This is a genomic window from Rothia sp. HMSC071B01 (assembly GCF_001808945.1).
Lineage (GTDB): Bacteria > Actinomycetota > Actinomycetes > Actinomycetales > Micrococcaceae > Rothia.
In genome coordinates, this window is the sequence record NZ_KV795070.1 from 167,554 (window position 1) to 187,021 (window position 19,468).

Genomic DNA, 19,468 nt, shown 5'->3' on the forward strand with positions numbered 1-19,468 from the left:
CCCCGCCGTTGACGACGTTGCCGCAACCATCCTGAACCTCATTCGTGAAGCCCGCAGCATGCACGATGAAGTGAAGGCGGAAGACCCCGATAAGCAGCGCGCCTGGAACGACCGCACGAAGGTCGACCGCCTCGCTGCAGCCCTTGAGAACGAAGAGTGGACCGTCGATAAGCTCACCGGCATGTGGGATGAGGCCCCCGCACCTGCCGGAACCGGCGAATCGGATAGCCCCGAGTACCTGCGCGCCCAGGACGAGGAGCGCACCGCCGAGAAGCAGCGCAATGAGCGCATCGAGCAGACCATGGAGCTGGAGGAGAAGATTCAGCGCCGCCGCATCATGGCTCGTTCCACTACCGATGAGGAGCTGATTGCCGCCCTCATTGAGGCGACCGCCGCCTCCCCAGAGCTGATTGCCTACGAGATGGGTGAGCATCAGGTGCAGCTCTACGTGCTGTGCGCCGTGGATGATGAGGGCTACATGAACGTGCTGGAGGTCGCTGACGGCCATCTGCACCTGGGTACCCCCGTTGAGGATTACGTGGCGCAGCTGGTGGATCAGCTGCCGGTTACCGGTGCCGCCCTCGAGGGTGAGGCGACCGTGTGGGAGGATCTGCCCGGTGGGCAGGGTGAGCTGGAGTTCCTGGTGGATGGTGACGCCGCGATGCTCGTTGACCTGCCCATTGACATGATTACGGGGCTTCTTTTGGCGTACCTTCCTGCCGGTACTCGGCAGGTTGTTGCCGCGCCGGCGGGGGAATGGACCCTCATTTCTGCCGACCCGGTGGACCTGATGGCGCTGCTGGGCCTGCTGAACTGCAACGCCCTGATTGCTGAGGGCAACGCGAACCAGCAGCACCTGGTGGTCTATGAGGAACCCGCCCGCGAACCCTACTCGGATGAGGAGTGGTACCTGGAGGCGTTCGGCGAACCCTACGAGAATATTGTGGAGGAGTTCACCTGGCAGCGTGTGCCTAAGCGCCTGAACCGTGCCCTCAGCCGTGAGGAAGTCGCACGTTTTGGCGGCGTGTTGGAGGATCTGCTGTCGGAGCTTCCCGGTAGCGCCCCGGAGCTTTCGGGTTCGAAGTTTTTCGGTTCCGATGAGGAGGAAATTGAGCAGGGCATCGCTAATGTCATGGCGATGTTTGGTGTGGAAGCTGACTCCATTGCCGGTCGCCGCCTGAATGCGTACCTGCGCGATACGAGCAATACCCTGGCGTTGGAGTCGGTGCTGCAGCTGCTGGATGTTCCCACGGAGCTGGCGCTGGTGCCGACCACCGGTTTTGATGTGGCGTCGATTAGCACGGCGCGCATCTTCGGCAACGAGGATGAGGGCTTCGCGCAGCCTGCGGCTGACTCTGCTGAGACTAACTCTGCCGACGCAGCTGATTCGGCTGATGAGGCACAGACTTCTGAAGCACTGGACGTTACCTTCCCGCTGGATGACTCCGCTGCCGAGGCTACTTTCTCCGAGAGCACCCCCGTAGAGGACGATTCCTTCGAAGATGACGAGGAGATTGAGCCCTACCCGGGTAACTTCCCCTCGCCCATGGAGCGTAGCTACCGACTGGTTGCGACCGGTCGCCGCGTGACCCTCGCCGAGTGGATGGATGCCATTAGCGAAGGTCATATTCCCTTCGAGTACACTCATATGTCTTTCCCGGAAGACGCTCTTGATGAGGAAGAAGACTTCCTGGACGCTGAGGCGTTTGACGACTTCGAGGGTCCCTACGAACAGGACCGTGATTCCGATAAAGACGACGCGAACCGGCCTACGGGTGGCAGGAATTTCACCCCGGAGGAAGAAGAAGCTATTCTTGCGCATTTGAGGGCTGCCCTCGCACCGCACTCCGCCAAGTCCGCAACAGAACAGCCTGCTGTCTCACAGTCCGAGGCGACCCCGGTTGAGGACGCGCCTTCTGATGCCGCGGGATCTGATGATGCACCGTCTGAGAACGCATCTGCTGAAGATGTTCCGTCTCAGGCAACGCAGGCATCCCCCTCCGCGTGGTCTGTCTCGAAGAAGCCTGCCTCGAAAAAGCGCCTGACTCCGGAGCAGATTCGTGCGAAGACCCGCCGTGTGGGTCTTGTCCTGGGTGCGGATGTGACGGCTCAGAGCGCTATCGCTCTGACCTTGGCGAATGTGGCGCGCCGCCGCCGTGCTCAGGGTAAGGCGAGCCGTAAGTTCTCGGTGGCGGCAGCACTCTTCGCCCTGAACGCTACGGTTGAGTCGGCTCTGATTCCGACGGTTCTGCGTTCATTTGAGCAGACGCAGATGAAGAAGCATGCCCGCCCGGTGGCGGATGCTGAGCTGGTGCATCCGGGTGACACCGCAGGGGAGCAGCCCTCGACCAAGAAGCGCACTCTGATTGATGACCTACGCGAGGGTCACTACCGCACGGTGGAGGAGGCCGCCCCGTCCACGGAGCAGGCACCCTCTGGACTGCGTGAGCGTGCCCTGGGTATAGTGCGTAGCATCAGGCAGCGCGCTGCGAAGAAAACCGACCGCTAAAGGAAAGAAGCCATGAAGGATTCCTATCTGAGCGATGAAGAGCTGAAGGCTTTTATCGCGACCCTGCCTACGCGCCGTTTGGCGGCGGGCGCGCTGATTCGTAATGAGCGCGGCGAGATGCTGCTGGTGAAGCCGAACTATAAGGACGGCTGGATTCTTCCCGGCGGCACCGTGGAGGCTGGCGAGGCTCCCAAGCCCGGTTGCGAGCGCGAGATTGTGGAGGAGCTGGGCCTGGACCTGAAGCTGGGTCGCGTGCTGCTGATTTTCCACGGCCTGTCGCTGGGTGTGTGGGGTGATTCGACCTACTACATGTACGACGGCGGCGTGATTGCAACGGATACGAAGATTACCCTGCAGGATGCCGAGCTGGTGACCTACGAGTGGGTGGCTCCGGAGAACCTGGAGGGTTATGTGCGCCCGTCGATGGTGGAGCGTCTGCGTGAGTGCTACCGCGCCCTGGAGACGGGGGAGACTCTGGAGATGAGCAACCTCGACTCCTAATATCCTCGGCTAGAGCTCGTCGATGAGGGGCTCGCCGGGCGCAGCTATTCAGGTCTAAACCGGGCACAGAACGCCGTTTAAAAGTGATGTTCGGTGCCTGCGGCAATTATTTTTCCGTGTCGCTAGCTTAAAATCTTGGGCTCTGATACCCTAGCTGAGTACCCGGCGACGCGCGACCCCTCTCTTCGCGCGCCGTTGTGTCCATAGAGGCGCCGTGAATGGCCCGCCCCACGGGTGCTGAACCGCGTGCCTCGCACCAAATTATGAAACAGGAGTAACCACTAAAGTGGCTGTTAAGATTCGTCTCAAGCGTATGGGTAAGATCCGCGATCCTCGTTACCGCGTCGTGATCGCTGATTCGCGCGTCAAGCGCGACGGTAAGACCATCGAAGAGATCGGTATTTACCACCCGACCGAGCACCCCTCGCGTATCGAGATCAACTCTGAGCGTGCTCAGTACTGGCTCTCCGTCGGCGCACAGCCGACCGAGCAGGTTCTGGCTCTGCTGAAGCTCTCGGGCGACTGGGCTGCATTCAAGGGCGAGAAGGCAGAGTCCAAGGTTCTGCCCGTCGAGGCTAAGGCTGAGTTCGTTGTTCCCGAAAAGGGTTCCGTGATCCTGCCCGAGGCTATCACCCCCAAGGCTGAGAAGGCTGAAGAGGCTGCTGAGGAAGCAGCACCCGAGGCTGAGGCTGAGGAAGCAGCTGAGTAATTATGTTGGCTGACGCACTCGAACACCTGGTTCGAGGGATTGTCGATCGTCCGGAGGACGTGAAGGTGCGCCTGCGCACTCAGCGTCACCGTGAAACCCTTGAGGTTCGCGTGCATCCGGATGACCTGGGCCGAGTTATCGGCAGGTCTGGTCGTACCGCCAAGAGCATCCGTCTGGTGATGGACGCTATTTCTGATGGCGAGCCGATGCGTATCGACATTATCGACACCGACAAAAAGCGACGCTAGCTCGTAAACGCTTGAAGCCCCCGCTCCCGGAGTTTTTCCGGAAGGCGGGGGCTTTCGCGTACCCGGGTCCCGGTGGTAGTGCGGGCGGCAGCATGCGCCCGTCCTAAGTGCCCGGTAGAATAGTGGGAGCCGTGCACGTGCACGGCGTAGGTTTTTAGCTTGTATCCAGCGGAGGAAAATTATGCAGGTTGTGGTGGCTCGTATCGGTAAGCCTCACGGTATTCGTGGTGAGGTGACGGTTCAGCTCTTTACTGATGCCCCGCAGGAGCGTTTTGCCCGCGGTGAGGTGCTCGGTATCGAGAATTTTAAGCCCGGCTCTGCTGCCGCTTCGGTGGCGCCTACCGGTGAGCTGACGGTTGCCGGTGCCCGCTGGAACAAGAAGATTCTGGTGGTCCGTTTTGATGAGGTGACCACCCGCAACCAGGCTGAGGAGCTGCGCGGTAGCCGCCTGGTCTACGAGGTGCCCGAGGATGAGGGCGATGAAGAGGGCTTCTACGAGCAGGAGCTCGTGAACCTGCCCGTGTACCTGCTGGCGGACGTTCCCGAGGGTGAGAGCCCCGTGGATAACCCGGCTGTGGGCAAGCCGCTGGGTAAGGTGACCGGTTTGCAGACCATGCCGGTGCAGGATTTGCTGCTGATTAAGCTGGCTCGTTCGCCGCGTCTTGCATCCGGTGCGGGTGAAGAGATCATGATTCCTTTTGTTGAGGAGATTGTGCCCGAGGTGGTTCCCTCGACCGAGGATGAGCCCGGCTTTGTGCTGCTGACCCCTCCGGCGGGTTTGATTGACCTGGTCGAGGACGCTGAGCAGGATTCTGCGCAGGCGACCGAGCAGGCGGGGGAGTAGTCCGTGCGCTACGATGTGGTCACGATTTTCCCCGAGTACCTGGAGCCGCTGAAGCTGTCCCTGCTGGGTAAGGCACGCGAGAAGGGTCTGGTGGATCTGCACCTGCACGATCTGCGTGAGTACACGTTTGACCGTCACCGCACGGTGGATGACACCCCGTACGGCGGTGGCGCGGGCATGGTGATGAAGGCGGAGCCGTGGGGTTTGGCGCTGGATGAGGTGCTTGCCGCCTCCCCTCTGAATGCTTCCGAAGACTCTACTGAGGGCACCAAGTCTGAGGGCACTGGGCCCGCCGCCGAACCCGCCGCTGATACTCGCCCGCTGCTGATTGTCCCGTCCCCGGCGGGTGCCGTGTTTGATCAGGCGATGGCGTACGAGCTGGCGGAGGAGAAGCACATCGTCTTCGCCCCGGCACGCTACGAAGGCATCGACGAGCGCGTGCTGGACTGGGCGCAGGAGAGCTTCCGCGTGATGCCCGTGTCCCTGGGCGACTACGTGCTCTACGGCGGTGAGGTCGCGGTCATGGCAATGATTGAGGCTATCACCCGCCTGATTCCGGGCGCGATGGGTAACCCCGCCTCCCTGGAGGAGGAGTCGCACACGGGTGGCCTGCTGGAGTACCCGGTGTACACGAAGCCCGCTGTGTGGCGTGACCGCGAGGTTCCGGAAGTGCTGTTGTCGGGTAATCACGGTGCGATTGCGCGTTGGCGTCGTGACCGTCAGATTGAGCGTACCCTGGAGCGCCGCCCGGATCTGTTGGAGGCGTACCCGGTGGAGCAGTGGGATAAGAAGGACCGCCGTTTCTTGGCTGAGCGCGGGGTGCATTTTGCGAACCCCGCGAAGGCGGCTCAGAAGAAGGCGAAGAAGAGCCCCGCACCGCAGGCTGATACCGCCGCCCAGGCGGATACCGCGCCTCAGGGTGAATCTACTCAGCCCGATACCGCCCAGCCCGAGGCAAATTCCTAGGCCTCGAATAGGCGCTCGCGAGCGCCTCGTAAACCTCTGAATGGGGGTTAGCGTCATATAACTGTTAGTTGGCGCTGACCCCTATTTTTTGTGCCTGCAAACCGTTATTCTGAGGGTAACCTCGCTAAGAACATAGCCTACCTATAGGTGGTGCGAGGTGGTAATACGCTTTCATCGTTGAAAGCACGTACTCAACAGAAGGAGGACACATGTCCGTTGTTAAGGTTCACCGTCTTGCTGTCGTTGGCGACAACCAGGCTGAGCTGGAGAAGCGCTTCACTGCTGCCCGCCACATTGCTGACTCTTTCCCCGGCTTTGAGGGTTTTGAGCTGTGGCGCCCCCTGGATGAGGGCGGCGACTACTTTGTGGTGACCCGCTGGGTTGATGAGGCAAGCCACGATGCGTACGCGGCGGCTCGTCGTGAGCGTGACCCGAACACTGTTGTCTCGCACGCTGATGGCACCATGAGCTTCGAGAAGGTGGAATTCGACGACTAACATCTGTGTTTGTCTGCGTCTGACCGGATTTACGGTTGAAGCCCATGTGAGATGAAGAATTTATCTCATATAGTGAGGGGTCGCGCTGACTTTTCTGAATATTGCTTTAAGTGGGTATTAGCCCATGTGGAGGCGATATAAGGGAGGGTCGGCGCGGCCCCTCCTTGATTTTTCGGGGCATAAAATCTGCAGGTATTTCGTGGTGGTTGGATATGTGGGTTCGGTGCTATAAAACACCTGAATTGTGGTCAATAAATACCCTCTGTATCCTTCAATCCGAAAGTGACACTTTAATGCAAAAAGGTTATTATTGTTCCCGAGAGCACACTTCGTCCGTGCCGGTAGTTCGGGCGAAGACGGCGATCCCCTCTCAGCTGCATCGCATGACGTAGCTGAGTCACTCAAGGGAAATATTCAGCGCACCCAGGTCAGCGCCTCCTCTGCATAGGAGGTTTGGCAAGGGTGCCGACTCAACTATCACGTATTCACACAAGTGGTGCATGGTGCGGAACCCCGCAATATATGGGATGGGAGCTTGGTGGTTCGAGCGTTCATCGTGGTTGATGACCCTCCTTATCGCGGACAGGAAAGTGCTTTGCTTAGCGGGTGGGCAATTCGGTGGTCCGGACCGAAGCTCACCCGCTCCGCTGTTTAAAAGATTCCTTCAGGCCGTAACGCTTTTCGGCTAGTGCTTTTCGGGTACCGGGCGCTCGCGGAACTCGATTGGCCGCTTCGCCTTGGGCAGCGAGTACATGACGCGCAGGTACGCATCCTCCACCAGCTCTTCTAGTACCCGCTCGGTTATGCCTTCGCCGGCGCCCACGGAAATCCAGTGCCGCTTATTCATGTGCCATGCCGGAATAATGCTCGGGTAGATGCGCCGCAGCACCTCCGACTCTTCCGGGTCGGTCTTCAGGTTCACAATGGGGTAGCCGATACCCTCCGTGTACATGGCGAACATCTTGCCGCCGATGCGGTACACCGTGTGCTCGGGCCCGAATGGCTGATCGCGCGTCGCCAGCGGCATGGCGAGCGCGAGGCGGTGCAGGGTCTGCTCCAGGTTCTCGGGTCGCAGAAGTTTGGGGGAGGGGTTTGTGCTCATAGCTTCGAGTCTAGTGCCCCGCACGGTACCCCGCCTAGCACGCAACCTAAAACTCTCGTACTGCCCGGCAAATCCACGCTAAAATAGGTAACTATGGCTGAATTTATTTATCAGATGATCAAGGCCCGCAAGACTGTGGGCGACAAGGTCATCCTTAACGACGTGACGATGTCGTTCTTCCCCGGCGCCAAGATCGGTATGGTTGGTCCGAACGGTGCGGGTAAGTCGACCATCCTGAAGATCATGGCTGGCCTCGACCAGCCCTCCAACGGTGAAGCACGCCTGACCGCAGGCTACACCGTGGGTATCCTCATGCAGGAGCCGCCGCTGAACGAAGAGAAGACCGTTCTGGGCAACGTTGAAGAAGGCGTGGGCGAAATCAAGTCCAAGCTGGACCGCTTCAACGAAATCTCCGCTCTCATGGCTGAGCCCGACGCTGACTTCGACGCCCTCATGGAAGAAATGGGTCAGCTGCAGGAGGCTATCGACGCCGCCAACGCGTGGGACCTGGACTCCCAGCTGGAGCAGGCTATGGAGGCGCTGCGCTGCCCGCCCGCCGACACGCCCGTCACCCACCTCTCCGGTGGTGAGCGCCGCCGCGTGGCGCTGTGCAAGCTGCTGCTGCAGAAGCCCGACCTGCTGCTGCTCGACGAGCCCACCAACCACCTGGACGCAGAGTCCGTGCTCTGGCTGGAGCAGCACCTGCAGTCCTACGAGGGCGCCGTCATCGCCGTGACCCACGACCGTTACTTCCTCGACCACGTGGCCGAGTGGATTGCAGAGGTCGACCGCGGTAACCTCTACCCCTACGAGGGTAACTACTCCACCTACCTGGAGAAGAAGCGCTCCCGCCTTGAGGTTCAGGGCAAGAAGGACGCCAAGCTCGCCAAGCGCCTGAGCGAGGAACTGGACTGGGTCCGCTCGAACTCGAAGGGCCGCCAGGCCAAGTCGAAGGCTCGTCTGGCCCGCTACGAGGAGATGGCTGCGGAGGCTGAGAAGACCCGCAAGCTTGACTTCGAAGAGATCCAGATTCCGCCGGGACCCCGCCTGGGTAACGTGGTTATCGAGGCTGAGAACCTGCAGAAGGGCTTCGACGGCCGCTCCCTGATTAACGGCCTGTCCTTCTCCCTGCCCCGTAACGGCATCGTCGGTGTGATTGGTCCTAACGGTGTGGGTAAGTCCACCCTGTTCAAGACCATCGTGGGCCTGGAGCCCCTCGACGGCGGCACCCTGAAGGTCGGCGAGACCGTGAAGATCTCGTACGTCGACCAGAACCGTGCCAACATCGACCCGGAGAAGACCCTCTGGGAGGTCGTCTCCGACGGTCTGGACTACATTCAGGTCGGCAACGTTGAGATGCCCTCGCGTGCGTACGTTTCCGCGTTCGGCTTCAAGGGCCCGGACCAGCAGAAGAAGGCGGGTGTGCTCTCCGGTGGTGAGCGCAACCGCCTGAACCTGGCGCTGACCCTCAAGCAGGGCGGTAACCTGCTGCTGCTCGACGAGCCCACTAACGACCTGGATGTTGAGACCCTCGCATCCCTGGAAAATGCGCTGCTGGAATTCCCCGGCTGCGCCGTGGTCGTCTCTCACGACCGTTGGTTCCTGGACCGCGTGGCAACCCACATCCTGGCGTGGGAGGGCACCGATGAGAACCCGGATCAGTGGTACTGGTTCGAGGGTAACTTCGAGTCCTACGAGAAGAACAAGATTGAGCGCCTCGGCCCCGAGGCCGCCAAGCCGCACCGCGTGGTGCACCGCAAGCTGACCCGATAGGGTTTGGTGGTGAGCCCCGCCTCCTGATGCTGTTATGGCGCAGGAGGCTGGGCTTTGCTGTGCCCGCTGGACGCCGTAGGCGCTGTATTCCGTATTCGCTGGCGAGCGGCGGCGTGTGTTCACCGGTAGAAATAGTCTGTTCTCTGGTATCGAGCGGATTATGGTGCGGTTCACAGATGTGGTTTAATGGGCACGTATATCTCATGCATGTAATACGAAGGATTGGATGTCATGCTTTCAAAATATAACTGGATGTCCCTAGTCACCGGTCTGCTGCTGGTCGCTGCGGCAGTCTACATGTTCGCCAACCCCGCCACCCCGCTGGCTGTTCTGGGTTTCGTGTTCTCCATCGCGGTGCTGCTCGGTGGCGTATTTGAAGTGGTCCGCTACTTCGGTGTGCTGAAGCCGGCGCGTACCGGCTGGGACCTGGTCAACGGCATCCTGACCGTGGTCGTTGGTCTGATTCTGCTGACCGCGTCTGCGGGCGCGCAGGCGACGTACATTCCGACCATTGTGGGTGTGTGGCTGATTTCCTGGGCGCTGATTCGTCTGATGATCGCTCAGGGGTTGAAATACCTCAGCTATAGTGCTGGCCGACACCTGCAGTTCTCCGCCATCGGAACCCTGATTCTGGGTCTGCTGGTGGTTCTGTTCCCCGTGCTCTTCGGCGTGGCGGCAGTATGGCTGGTTGCCCTGGCGCTTCTGGTGACCGGTCTGGTGTTCGTGGGTGACTTCTTCGTCTCCCGCCGCACCAAGAGCACCGTACACATTTCCTCGGACGGTGTGATTGACGTCGAAGCCAAATAAGAGCTTCTTCAAACCATCTAGGACGTACACTAGAACATAAGAAAGACCGTGTGAGACAACCACCTCACACGGTCTTTCTGTATGCTCTAACGTTTTGAGCTGTCGCTGTGCCGAAGCTTTAGGGTACCTGCGGCTTAGCGGTACTCTACTCTATCGGTACTCTGCTTTAGCGGTACTCCGGCAGACGGAACATCATTTCCTGCGCCACGGTCGCCACCAGCTCACCGGAACGATTGAAAATCGAACCCTGCGCGAGCATCCTGCCACCCTGGGCACTCGGGGAATCCAGCACGTACAGCAACCACTCGTCGGCGCGCGCCGAACGGTGGAACCACATCGCGTGATCCAGTGAGGCGCTCTTGAGGCCCGGCTCCAGCCAAAACTTGCCGTGACGGCGCAGAGCCGGCTCCAACGGCAGATAATCCGAAGCATAGGCGATAGCGGCGCGGTGCTCCGCCTCCGAGGCCTCAGAACCATCAGCGTGCACCAGGCGGTCAAAGGTCTTGAACCACACGCAGGCACGCGGCTGTGTCGAGGAGTCATCTGCCTGAGTGTACAGGGGCGCATCCACGTGTCGCATATCAATCGGGCGTTCCCACGCGACCGCCTGCGCAATCGGATGCGGCAACTCGCCCAGGTAGTCGCTGACCTTCGGCAGTGACTCGGGGTCCGGAACCTCCGGCATGGTCACTGCGGTGTGCTCGGGGCCGCGGCTATCAGACTGGAAAGACATAATCGCCGAGAACATGGGCGCCTCATCCTGGAACACCTGCACGCGGCGGGTCGAGAAGGAACGGCTATCATTCAGACGCTGAGCGGCAAAGAACAGTTCACGCTCAATATCGCCGGGACGCAGAAAATAGGCGTGAATCGAGTGGATGTACTTGCCCTCCACCGTGCGGTCGGCGGCAATGATCGACTGGGCGAGCACCTGGCCGCCAAAGGTACGAGGCTGTTCGCGGGTGAGCGTCACACCGGTGGACACTTCATCGCTACCGAAGGAGGCGGGGGCCGCCTCCACGGGGGAGAGGTCCAGCATCCGCATGAGGTTCTGAGTCACAGTGGGCTTAGTCATGCTTTCATTTTCCCACGTTTTCAGAGGGGCCGAAGGTGGCGTAGAGTGGGAAGGCACACTCTGAGACGCGCGCGGCCTGCACCGACCGCCTCGGAGCGAAGAGATAGAGAATAACCCAAGGAGCTACGATGAGCACCCCGTCCGAGAAGAATCCCGCACCCGCCGCTGAAGACGGCACCCGCGCCCCCATCGAGCTCAAGTACAACCCCCACGAAGGCGTGGAGGAGCCCTACCTGATCCTGCCCGGAGGCGCGCACGGCGCCGCCGTGGTGAAGGACCTGGCCACCTACATCTCCCGCGCTCTGGCCGTAAACCCGGATGCGGCGATCCGCCTGACCGCCCGCGGCCGCGTGCTGGCCGTCTTCGCCTGCTCCCTGGAGCCCGAGGACGCTTCCTCGGCCGCACCCGTCATCATGGGGATGCGCGCCTTGCACCTCGCCGCCGAATCCGCCCTGGACATGACGGTCCGAGCCCAGGCCCTGCAGGAACGCCTGGCTCGGCTGCAGAAGCAGGCCGAACAGCAGGGAGCCGAGCAGCAGAACGCCGAGGGGCAGCAGAACCCCGAGCTCGTGCTCTACATGCCCCCGGTGACCGTCAACGCCGGCTGGACCGGTAAGGCAGCCCCCGTGCGCGGCTGGTCCGAGGTGGGCACCGTGCCGGTCGAGGAGTTTGCCCGAGCCACCGCCGAGGGCCTGGAGGCCGTGGACCGCGCCCTGCCCGAGAACCCGGGGGCTGCGGTTCTGACGACGGTACGCTCTCGCATCTGGTCCTCGCCCATGGTGCTGGAGTACCTGCCCGCCTTTGACGGCGTGCAGGTTCCCACCGGTGCCGCCTTTGCCCTGCGCGTGTACGGTTTCATCCCCGAGGGCTTTACCGGTGAGCTTCCCGTCTTCGCCGCCCGCGTGGGCTCGGACGAGTGGCTGCGCATCGTGGCACCGGCCGGCATGGTGCTGGTGCGCCGCGGCTCCGGTTCCCTAATCTAGTTCTCCGCTCTAGGCGCATAATCGTCGTATTCGGGCCCGTCTCGCCCGCTTCTGTCCTTCACCCCCTCGCGGACCCCGGTCTGCAAGGGGGTGAGATGCGTCCAAAAAGCGATCAGCACGGCTTAATATATGACCGCTGACGAGACAAAACTTTACGGAAAGAGGTAATCTAGAAAGGCTACACCCGCACCGGGGTGTGGCAAACGCACCGATAAACCAGCCACACCGCACGGGAACTCTTCCGCCGCGCCCTCACCAGGCGCATCCTCCCGCGCGGATTGAAAGTGAGACCCCTCATGGACCTGATTGCAGTCGATATTGACGGCACTCTTGCCAGCAACCGAGACCAGATGGACAAGTATCTGAGCGGTTTCTTCACCAGCTACCGCCGCTTTTTCAAGGCCATCCGCCACGCCACCGTGAACGTTGAGGTGGCCGATAGCGTACGCGATATGGCTGAACAGACCGGCGCTCAGATTGCCGTGATTACCGGCCGCGACGGCACCTACATGAAGGAACTGAACGAGTTCATCGCCCGCGCCGACATCAACCCCAAGTACGTGATTGCCAAGCCCGGCCGCGACCAGTCCGACACCGCCGCCTGGAAGAACTCCATCCTGGATTCCCTGGAGGCAGACGGCCACCGCATCATCCACGCCTTTGAAGATAACGAGCACGAGGTGTACCTGCGCCGAGGCATTCCCGTGACCTGGGTGGCCCCGATTCGCGACTACGTGGGCGAGTGGCATTACGAGCCCGTGGGCATCGACCCCGTCGCCTGGGCCGCCGAACAGCGTGAGAAGCAGGCCGCCCGCGAGCGCCAGCAGCGCCGCCTGGCCGACGGCGTGCGCGCCCACGAACGCGCCGAGGCACAGAAGGACCAGCGCCTGGCTGCGTAGACCTCCTCGGTTTATAGGTCTCGGCCATAACCCGGACGCATCGGAGGGCGGCTCCTGACGAGCCCTGCATGAACCCTCCCAATAATTGACCGTAGCGTGAGGCGCCGGAAAGATAGGTTCTTTCCGGCGCCTCACGCTACGCAAAAGAAGATGCGGGGTTAGGAAGCCAGCAACTCGCGTATCCGCGCGGCGAAGGGGGCCGCCATCTTGTACTGGGTTTCGTCCTTCAGATGCAGGCCGTCGGCCATATCGCCCTCGGCCAGGTACAGGGTCAGCCAGTCCGAGGTGTCCATGAAGAGCACGCCGGTCTCGCGGGCACCCTGCCTTGCCACCTCGTTTGCCACGTGACGCTTATGTGCCACCTGCTTATCCGGTGCAGACGCCTCATCCATAGACACCACACCACCGAACACAATCTTCGACGACGGGTACATACGTCGCAGCTGCTCAATGACCTGAGTCTGGTGAGCGTTCACGTGCTCGCGAGCCTTCGTCTCATCCTCGTGAATGTAAATGTCATTGCCGGAGGCGTCCAGGTAAATCACGCCGGGGTTACCGTTCGGCAGAGCCCAACGGCCACCCATCACACCCTGATAGTAGGAAGGGCACACACCCTCGCGGGCGGTCACAAAACCGATGCCGCCGCAACGGAACAGGTACGGGACGAAACCTGCCTGCTTCAGACCCAAACCAACCCAGGAGGTTGCGGTCACCTGCGAGTCACCAATCACTAGGGCGTCCTTAGGGCCAAGAACATTGGTGTTACGCGGCAGACCGTTCGCCTTATCCCAGTAGAGTTCAGCCTTCTCAAACTTGGTGTACAGAACGCCCTTCTTGGATCGCCAGCTCACCGGCAGACCCTCCCAACCGGCAAAGTCGCTGTACCCGCGCTGCTTCCACCAGTGCTCGTAGACGCCGGATTCCACCGCAACCGGACCGTACTTGGGGGTGTACATGACCACGCCACCCTTGAACTGCTGAACCAGCATGTCGGCGGCATCAGCGGAGGCGGGGAACGGCGCCTGAATCTCACCGGTTGCCTGCGCACCCTCCTTGCCGAAGGCGTTCTGCGCGGTGCGTTCCATCTTCTGCGCCGGGGTGGTCGGTTCCGGAGTCGGCTCGGGGGAGGGGGACTCGCTGGGGCTTTCCTGCGCCGACTGGGTAGGCTCGGCGCCCGCAGCAGCGGTAGCGGCGGTGCCACCGGGCGCGATGAAGCCTCCTGCGGAGTACACGCCAAAGGAACCGGCGGCAACCACAGCAAGGATTGTGCCGGTCAGAGAAACTTTCGCGATAGGAGACTTGATAGAAGGCATGCACAACAGTATACGATAGGCGCAACCCCAAGTAGAGAGCTTTTGAGGGATATTCAAATGAAAATAACAAAAAATATGCACCGCAGTGACAAGAATTAGACTCGGTGCGCAAACCGGTGTGCAAACCGGTGTGCAACTTGGGGCACAACTCAAAATAGAACCGGCATAAACCCCATATAGAAACGTCCCCTCCCACCCCGAATCGGGGTAGAAGGGGACGAATAAAAACCCATGAGCAAAACCCTATGAGAGCAGGCAATGAACCCGCCTCAGCTCACAAGCATTGTTAAATGTCAGCCGCCTGAACCCTCAGCGCACGAGCCACGCCGTCGCGTGCCTCCGCAATCTGACGGTACAGAGCCGCAGCATCCTCAGGCAGAGAAGCCAGGTACGCCTCGGTACGCTCCAGCAGCTCAGCGGTCGGCTCGCTCGGGTACATGCCACCAATAATCTGCATGGAAATCTCGTGCGAACGCGAACGCCAAATACCCTCAATCTGCTCGAAGTACGGCTCATTGTACTGGGCAATCAGCTCGGGCTTGCCGGACTTGAAACCGGAAATAGCGTAACGCTGAATCATGTTCGACAGCTCGCCGGTCACCATAATCTTGTTCCAGTACTCAGCCTTTGCCTCCGCGGTCGGAATCGATGCGTATGCCTGAGCGGCGTACTGCTGACCGTTTGCAGTGTTGTCGTTCTCCAGCTCCGCAGCGATCTGCTCGGCGGAGAAACGGCCACCGGTAGCCAGGCGGCACACCAGGTTCCAACGCAGGTCAGCGTCAATATCCAGGCTCTCAAGGGTCAGCTCACCCTCGAAGAGACGCTGCACGTTGTCGTACTGCTCCTCGGTGCGGGTCTGGTTGATGAACGCCTGCAGCAGCTGCAGCTGAGCATCCGAATCGGGCTCTGCAACGCATGCCAGCTCCCAGAGACGGTCAGCGGCACGGTGGCGGGTCTCCTCGCGAGCCTCAGGAGCCACGAAGGAGTGCAGGGTAGCGGACAGGTTGTTAATCTGGGTGCGCAGAGCGGTGGAGTTGGTCTCCTTACCGATGTTGTTCAGCACCAGGTCAACGTACTTACGTGCCGGCATCTGAGCGTCACGCACAGTATCCCAGAGCGAACCCCAGACCACGCCGCGAGCCACGGACGAATCAATGTCGCCCAGGTGCTTGATAGCGGTCTCGATGGAACGCTCGTCCAGGCGAATCTTAGCGTACGCCAGGTCCTCATCGTTCAGCAGCAGCAGGTCGGGGCGCTTCTTGCCGAGAGCCTCCTCAACCACGGTCAGCTCGCCGTCAATGTCCAGCTCGATGCGGTCGGTGCGGGTCAGTTTGCCGTCCACCAGGTTGTAGAAACCAATCACGGCACGGTGCGGGCGCAGAGTCTCGAAGCCCTCAGCGTAGGACTGGCGGATGCCCAGGTTCGAAATGTTGCCCGCCTCATCATTCTCAACCTCAACGGCGAGAGTGTTCACGCCAGCGGTCTCAAGCCACTTAGCGCTCCACGCACGCACGTCACGGCCGGAGGTGCGCTCCAGCTCAACCAGCAGGTCGTCCAGAACGGTGTTGCCCCAGCTGTGCTTATCGAAGTACACCTTCAGAGCAGCCATGAAGTTCTCCTGGCCAACCCACGCCACCATCTGACGCAGCACCGAAGCGCCCTTCGCGTACGTAATGCCGTCGAAGTTCACCTGAACATCGGCAAGGTCACGGATCTCAGCCACAATCGGGTGAGTCGAAGACAGCTGATCCTGACGGTACGCCCAGGTCTTCTCCGATGCGGCGAAGGTAGCCCACGCCTCCTTCGCGTAGCGGGTGTTCTCCGCAGCAGCCAGGGTCGACATGAACTCAGCGAAAGACTCGTTCAGCCACAGGTCGTTCCACCACTTCATGGTGACCAGGTCGCCGAACCACATGTGCGCCAGCTCGTGCAGAACGGTGATAGCGCGGCGCTCACGCAGAGCCTCCGCAACCTTGGAACGGAAGACGTAAGTCTCCAGATAGGTCACGCAGCCAGCGTTCTCCATCGCACCGGCGTTGAACTCGGGCACGAACAGCTGATCGTACTTCTCGAAGGGGTACGGGGTCTTGAACTGCTCCTCGTAGAACTCGAAGCCCTGACGGGTCAGCTCAAACATGTCCTCAGCATCCACAAACGGCATGAGGGACTTACGAGCGTACACGCCCAGCGGAATCACGCGACCCTCAGAGTTAGTCAGCTCGCTGGTGACCTTCTCGTAGGGGCCAGCCACAATCGCGGTAATGTACGAAGACATGCGCGGGGTCGGCTTGAAGAACCAAGTCTTCGCACGGCCGCAACCGCACTCCTTCTCCTCAACCTTCACCTCGGGCTGGTTAGACACAACCACCCAGTGCGAGGGAACGCGCACAATAAACTCGAACTCAGCCTTCAGGTCGGGCTGCTCAAAGACGGGGAACACGCGGCGGGAGTCCGGCACCTCAAACTGGGAGTACAGGTACACTTCGCCGTCGGCGGGGTCCACGAAACGGTGCAGACCCTCACCGGTGTTGGTGTAGAACATCTCTGCGTCAATGACCAGGGTGTTCTCAGCAGCAAGGTTCGGCAGCTGGATGCGCTCGCCGTCCGCCAGGTCGGTGCTCAGCTCTTCGCCGTTGAGGTTAATGGACTTGACCGAGGAGGTGATGGCGTCAATGAAGGTGGAGGCACCTTCCTGAGCGTCGAAGCGAATCTCAACCTTCGAGGAGAAGACGTCTTTGTCCTTCGGCAGGTCAAGTTCAATACGGTACGAGTGCACGCGCTTAATAATGGATGCGCGTTCGGTTGCCTCATTGCGGGTTAGGTTCAGGCCGGGCATACAGCTCCCTCTCCTTAGATGTGAATAGCGTGCCGTGTTGACACGCCCTGTCATGGTGCGCTGGTTCCCGAGGTGCGCGGCTCCTGCGACGCTGCATACGTAGCGCTGGAGGCGTTCAAGTTTGGGCGCGGCGAATCGGGACACCAAAAAGTGCCATATCCCACAGTCTACCGTATAGGTGGGGGTCTAGAAGGCTCCGCATTACCCGAACCCGCGCGAATTCGATACAGTTAAGACAGAAAAAACCCAAACGGGGAAGCGTATCCCACCTGATGGATGCGCGGCGCACTCTAGCAACGGCGCTCAGAACTGAGAACCGGCGCCTCCCACGAACGCACAAACGCACGTCACACCAAGACAAAATCACCAGGAGAGTACCTTGCGCGTACACATCGCAACCGACCACGCTGGCCTCGAGCTGAGCCACTACCTGATTGAGTCCCTCACCGCTGCGGGCTACGAAATGATTGACCACGGCCCCGCCGACTACGACCCGCTGGACGACTACCCCTCGTTCTGTATTAACGCAGCCCTTGGCGTGAAGCGTGACCGCGAGGCTGGCCTGGACTCCCTGGGTATTGTGCTGGGCGGTAGCGGTAACGGCGAGCAGATGGCTGCGAACAAGGTTGATGGTATCCGCGCGGCTCTGGCATGGAACCACGACACCGCGGCACTGGCTCGCGAGCACAACAACGCACAGGTTGTAGCTGTGGGCGGCCGCCAGCACAGCAAGGAAGAAGCGCTGGAAATCATCAAGGTCTTCCTGGCTACCCCCTGGACCAACGAGGAGCGTCACGCACGCCGTATCGGTCAGCTGGCTGAGTACGAGCAGACCGGCGACATTGCCGGCAAGCAGATTGACGCTGCCTAAGCTCTAAAATCTGAGGCGCATAGTGCAGGCTATGCGCCTCAGTCGTCTCTGCACCCCATATAATCCACGCTATTTCTAGCCGACAAGTTTTCGAGGAGAACCCGTGCCCGAAGGCCACTCCATCCACCGTATAGCCCGCCAAATCAGTGACGTCTTCACCGGCGAGCGCGTGCAGGTTTCCTCCCCACAGGGCCGCTACGCTGAGGGTGCCGCCCTGCTGGACGGGCACACCATCACCGGGGCGTACGCGCACGGTAAGCACCTGTTCGTGACCTTCGAAAACGACCTGACCCTGAACGTGCACCTGGGTATTTACGGTAACTGGAGCTTCGGCGGGGACGAGACGTTCACGGGTGCTTCGAGCATTGGCGCGCCCCGCAAGATTGGTGAGAAGGAATACGCGGCGGGGGAGGAGCAGCCCTACGCCGGTCCTCCCGAACCGAAGAGTACGGTGCGTTGCCGTATTGTTTCGGAGCACGGCTGGGCGGATCTGGTGGGCCCGACTATCTGCCGCACCCTCACCCCGGAGGAGGTGCGCACCGTCCGCTCCAAGCTCGGCCCCGACCCGCTCAACCCGGATGCCGACCCCGAACAGTTCTACCGCGCGGCACGTAAGAGCTCCCGCCCGATTGGTGTGATTCTGATGGACCAGGCGGCAATCTCCGGCGTGGGCAATATCTTCCGCGCCGAGTCGCTGTACCGCCAGGAAATTGACCCGCTACGCCCCGGCAAGAGCCTCAGCGACGAGGAGCTGAAGCGACTCTGGGAAGACAATAAGCACCTGCTGGTCATCGGCGTGCGCGTGGGGCGCATCATCACCACCGAACCCGAAGACCGCCCCGGCGTACCCGAAACCGAAGCGTGGCCCGACCACGCCAACTACGTGTACATGCACCACGGCGAGCCCTGCCGCCGCTGCGGAACCACCATCCGCATGGAAGAAATCGCAGGCCGCAAACTCTACTGGTGCCCCGGCTGCCAGGTCTGAAAACAGGTCTAAAAACTACTCAAATATTTGACAGCCCAGATGGAACCTCGCTACTATAGTCAAGTTCCATTCCGGGGATGTAGCTTAATGGTAAAGCCTCAGTCTTCCAAACTGATTACGCGGGTTCGATTCCCGTCATCCCCTCGAGATTTAGGGTCTCGACGCTTTCGCGTCGAGGCCCTTTCTTTTTCCCTCGAGGGGATGACGGGAATCCCTTCCGCATGCGGATTTATTTCCTCGCGCGCTCGGAATCCGCACGCTCCAGCTCGTCATCCCCTCCACCTCGCATCCACACAAAACACCCTACAAAACCAAGGGAGATAGGGGAGTACGCGCTCAGTGGAAATAAACCGCGCACGAGCCGCTGTGTTGGGCATTTAGCGGGAAAACAGGTAAACTAGGGCACTGACTGTGTTAAACACGCAAGTGCGCAACACGGTCGGTTTCACGGGGCGTGGCGTAGCTTGGCTAACGCGCCTGCTTTGGGAGCAGGAGATCGCAGGTTCGAATCCTGTCGCCCCGACGTGAAACGGTTGCCGCGACGCTA

The 19,468-nt window shown here is 60.7% G+C and carries 17 protein-coding genes and 2 tRNA genes; 15 read left to right on the forward strand and 4 right to left on the reverse strand.

The features are described 5' to 3' along the window. The 7 genes from HMPREF2527_RS02325 to HMPREF2527_RS02355 form a co-directional block, all read left to right on the forward strand. A partial coding sequence (locus HMPREF2527_RS02325; protein ID WP_070506080.1) for a hypothetical protein occupies positions 1-2,509 on the forward strand: 2,509 nt, incomplete at its 5' end. Between the two features lie 12 nt (positions 2,510-2,521). Next, entirely contained in the window at positions 2,522-3,010 is a 489-nt protein-coding gene (locus HMPREF2527_RS02330; RefSeq protein ID WP_049363050.1) for an NUDIX domain-containing protein, read from the forward strand. A gap of 286 nt (positions 3,011-3,296) precedes the next feature. Beyond that, a complete protein-coding gene (rpsP, locus tag HMPREF2527_RS02335; protein ID WP_005505689.1) occupies positions 3,297-3,719 on the forward strand; it encodes a 30S ribosomal protein S16 in 423 nt (140 codons plus the stop codon). A gap of 2 nt (positions 3,720-3,721) precedes the next feature. After that, on the forward strand, positions 3,722-3,967 hold the full coding sequence (locus tag HMPREF2527_RS02340) for an RNA-binding protein (protein ID WP_005505691.1): 246 nt from the start codon (positions 3,722-3,724) through the stop codon (positions 3,965-3,967). Positions 3,968-4,148: 181 nt separating this feature from the next. Further along, the gene (gene rimM, locus HMPREF2527_RS02345) at positions 4,149-4,811 is read left to right on the forward strand and encodes a ribosome maturation factor RimM (protein WP_005505693.1); all 663 of its coding nucleotides are present in this window, start codon (positions 4,149-4,151) and stop codon (positions 4,809-4,811) included. Positions 4,812-4,814: 3 nt separating this feature from the next. Beyond that, positions 4,815-5,777 (forward strand): tRNA (guanosine(37)-N1)-methyltransferase TrmD, encoded by a 963-nt coding sequence (gene trmD / locus HMPREF2527_RS02350; protein ID WP_070506083.1) that lies wholly within the window; start codon positions 4,815-4,817, stop codon positions 5,775-5,777. Positions 5,778-5,986: 209 nt separating this feature from the next. Beyond that, positions 5,987-6,274: an antibiotic biosynthesis monooxygenase family protein gene (locus HMPREF2527_RS02355; RefSeq protein WP_070506085.1), complete on the forward strand. Its 288-nt coding sequence runs from the start codon at positions 5,987-5,989 to the stop codon at positions 6,272-6,274. A 685-nt stretch (positions 6,275-6,959) separates the two neighbouring features. Here the strand turns inward: HMPREF2527_RS02355 and HMPREF2527_RS02360 are convergent. Next, a complete protein-coding gene (locus tag HMPREF2527_RS02360) occupies positions 6,960-7,376 on the reverse strand; it encodes an MmcQ/YjbR family DNA-binding protein (RefSeq protein ID WP_070506087.1) in 417 nt (138 codons plus the stop codon). 93 nt (positions 7,377-7,469) lie between these two features. Here HMPREF2527_RS02360 and ettA point away from each other — a divergent pair, with 93 nt between their 5' ends. Both ettA and HMPREF2527_RS02370 read left to right on the forward strand, forming a co-directional pair. After that, on the forward strand, positions 7,470-9,149 hold the full coding sequence (gene ettA / locus HMPREF2527_RS02365; protein ID WP_070506089.1) for an energy-dependent translational throttle protein EttA: 1,680 nt from the start codon (positions 7,470-7,472) through the stop codon (positions 9,147-9,149). A 231-nt stretch (positions 9,150-9,380) separates the two neighbouring features. Further along, entirely contained in the window at positions 9,381-9,956 is a 576-nt protein-coding gene (locus HMPREF2527_RS02370) for an HdeD family acid-resistance protein (RefSeq protein WP_049343808.1), read from the forward strand. Between the two features lie 166 nt (positions 9,957-10,122). On the opposite strand, the gene HMPREF2527_RS02375 is transcribed toward HMPREF2527_RS02370, so the two are convergent. Then, the gene (locus HMPREF2527_RS02375; RefSeq protein WP_070506091.1) at positions 10,123-11,031 is read right to left on the reverse strand and encodes an acyl-CoA thioesterase; all 909 of its coding nucleotides are present in this window, start codon (positions 11,029-11,031) and stop codon (positions 10,123-10,125) included. Positions 11,032-11,159: 128 nt separating this feature from the next. On the opposite strand from HMPREF2527_RS02375, the gene HMPREF2527_RS02380 reads away from it, so the two are divergent. Both HMPREF2527_RS02380 and HMPREF2527_RS02385 read left to right on the forward strand, forming a co-directional pair. Beyond that, positions 11,160-12,014, forward strand: coding sequence for a DUF8185 domain-containing protein (locus tag HMPREF2527_RS02380; RefSeq protein ID WP_053090273.1), 855 nt, complete (start codon positions 11,160-11,162; stop codon positions 12,012-12,014). A gap of 296 nt (positions 12,015-12,310) precedes the next feature. Then, on the forward strand, positions 12,311-12,913 hold the full coding sequence (locus HMPREF2527_RS02385) for a phosphatase domain-containing protein (protein ID WP_049343802.1): 603 nt from the start codon (positions 12,311-12,313) through the stop codon (positions 12,911-12,913). 158 nt (positions 12,914-13,071) lie between these two features. Here HMPREF2527_RS02385 and HMPREF2527_RS02390 read toward each other — a convergent pair whose 3' ends face one another. Then, positions 13,072-14,226 (reverse strand): SGNH/GDSL hydrolase family protein, encoded by a 1,155-nt coding sequence (locus HMPREF2527_RS02390; protein WP_246824750.1) that lies wholly within the window; start codon positions 14,224-14,226, stop codon positions 13,072-13,074. A gap of 286 nt (positions 14,227-14,512) precedes the next feature. Continuing rightward, complete coding sequence (gene pepN / locus HMPREF2527_RS02395) at positions 14,513-17,062, reverse strand: aminopeptidase N (protein ID WP_070506096.1); 2,550 nt, start codon at positions 17,060-17,062, stop codon at positions 14,513-14,515. Positions 17,063-17,441: 379 nt separating this feature from the next. Here pepN and HMPREF2527_RS02400 point away from each other — a divergent pair, with 379 nt between their 5' ends. The 4 genes from HMPREF2527_RS02400 to HMPREF2527_RS02415 all read left to right on the forward strand — a co-directional run bounded on the left by HMPREF2527_RS02400 (position 17,442) and on the right by HMPREF2527_RS02415 (position 19,444). Continuing rightward, positions 17,442-17,933: a ribose-5-phosphate isomerase gene (locus HMPREF2527_RS02400; protein ID WP_005505713.1), complete on the forward strand. Its 492-nt coding sequence runs from the start codon at positions 17,442-17,444 to the stop codon at positions 17,931-17,933. A gap of 103 nt (positions 17,934-18,036) precedes the next feature. Further along, positions 18,037-18,921, forward strand: coding sequence for an Fpg/Nei family DNA glycosylase (locus tag HMPREF2527_RS02405; protein ID WP_070506099.1), 885 nt, complete (start codon positions 18,037-18,039; stop codon positions 18,919-18,921). A 73-nt stretch (positions 18,922-18,994) separates the two neighbouring features. Beyond that, positions 18,995-19,065, forward strand: a tRNA-Gly gene (locus HMPREF2527_RS02410). 304 nt (positions 19,066-19,369) lie between these two features. Continuing rightward, positions 19,370-19,444, forward strand: a tRNA-Pro gene (locus HMPREF2527_RS02415). Positions 19,445-19,468: the final 24 nt, after the last annotated feature.

What these genes read in the sequence shown, in the direction of transcription:
- HMPREF2527_RS02340 (WP_005505691.1), top strand. Translation starts at nt 3,722, where the DNA reads ATGTTGGCTGACGCACTCGAACACCTGGTTCGAGGGATTGTCGATCGT.
- HMPREF2527_RS02355 (WP_070506085.1), top strand. Translation starts at nt 5,987, where the DNA reads ATGTCCGTTGTTAAGGTTCACCGTCTTGCTGTCGTTGGCGACAACCAG.
- HMPREF2527_RS02385 (WP_049343802.1), top strand. Translation starts at nt 12,311, where the DNA reads ATGGACCTGATTGCAGTCGATATTGACGGCACTCTTGCCAGCAACCGA.
- HMPREF2527_RS02380 (WP_053090273.1), top strand. Translation starts at nt 11,160, where the DNA reads ATGAGCACCCCGTCCGAGAAGAATCCCGCACCCGCCGCTGAAGACGGC.
- HMPREF2527_RS02330 (WP_049363050.1), top strand. Translation starts at nt 2,522, where the DNA reads ATGAAGGATTCCTATCTGAGCGATGAAGAGCTGAAGGCTTTTATCGCG.
- ettA (WP_070506089.1), top strand. Translation starts at nt 7,470, where the DNA reads ATGGCTGAATTTATTTATCAGATGATCAAGGCCCGCAAGACTGTGGGC.
- HMPREF2527_RS02370 (WP_049343808.1), top strand. Translation starts at nt 9,381, where the DNA reads ATGCTTTCAAAATATAACTGGATGTCCCTAGTCACCGGTCTGCTGCTG.
- HMPREF2527_RS02375 (WP_070506091.1), bottom strand. Translation starts at nt 11,031, where the DNA reads ATGACTAAGCCCACTGTGACTCAGAACCTCATGCGGATGCTGGACCTC.
- HMPREF2527_RS02390 (WP_246824750.1), bottom strand. Translation starts at nt 14,226, where the DNA reads ATGCCTTCTATCAAGTCTCCTATCGCGAAAGTTTCTCTGACCGGCACA.
- rimM (WP_005505693.1), top strand. Translation starts at nt 4,149, where the DNA reads ATGCAGGTTGTGGTGGCTCGTATCGGTAAGCCTCACGGTATTCGTGGT.
- pepN (WP_070506096.1), bottom strand. Translation starts at nt 17,062, where the DNA reads ATGCCCGGCCTGAACCTAACCCGCAATGAGGCAACCGAACGCGCATCC.
- HMPREF2527_RS02360 (WP_070506087.1), bottom strand. Translation starts at nt 7,376, where the DNA reads ATGAGCACAAACCCCTCCCCCAAACTTCTGCGACCCGAGAACCTGGAG.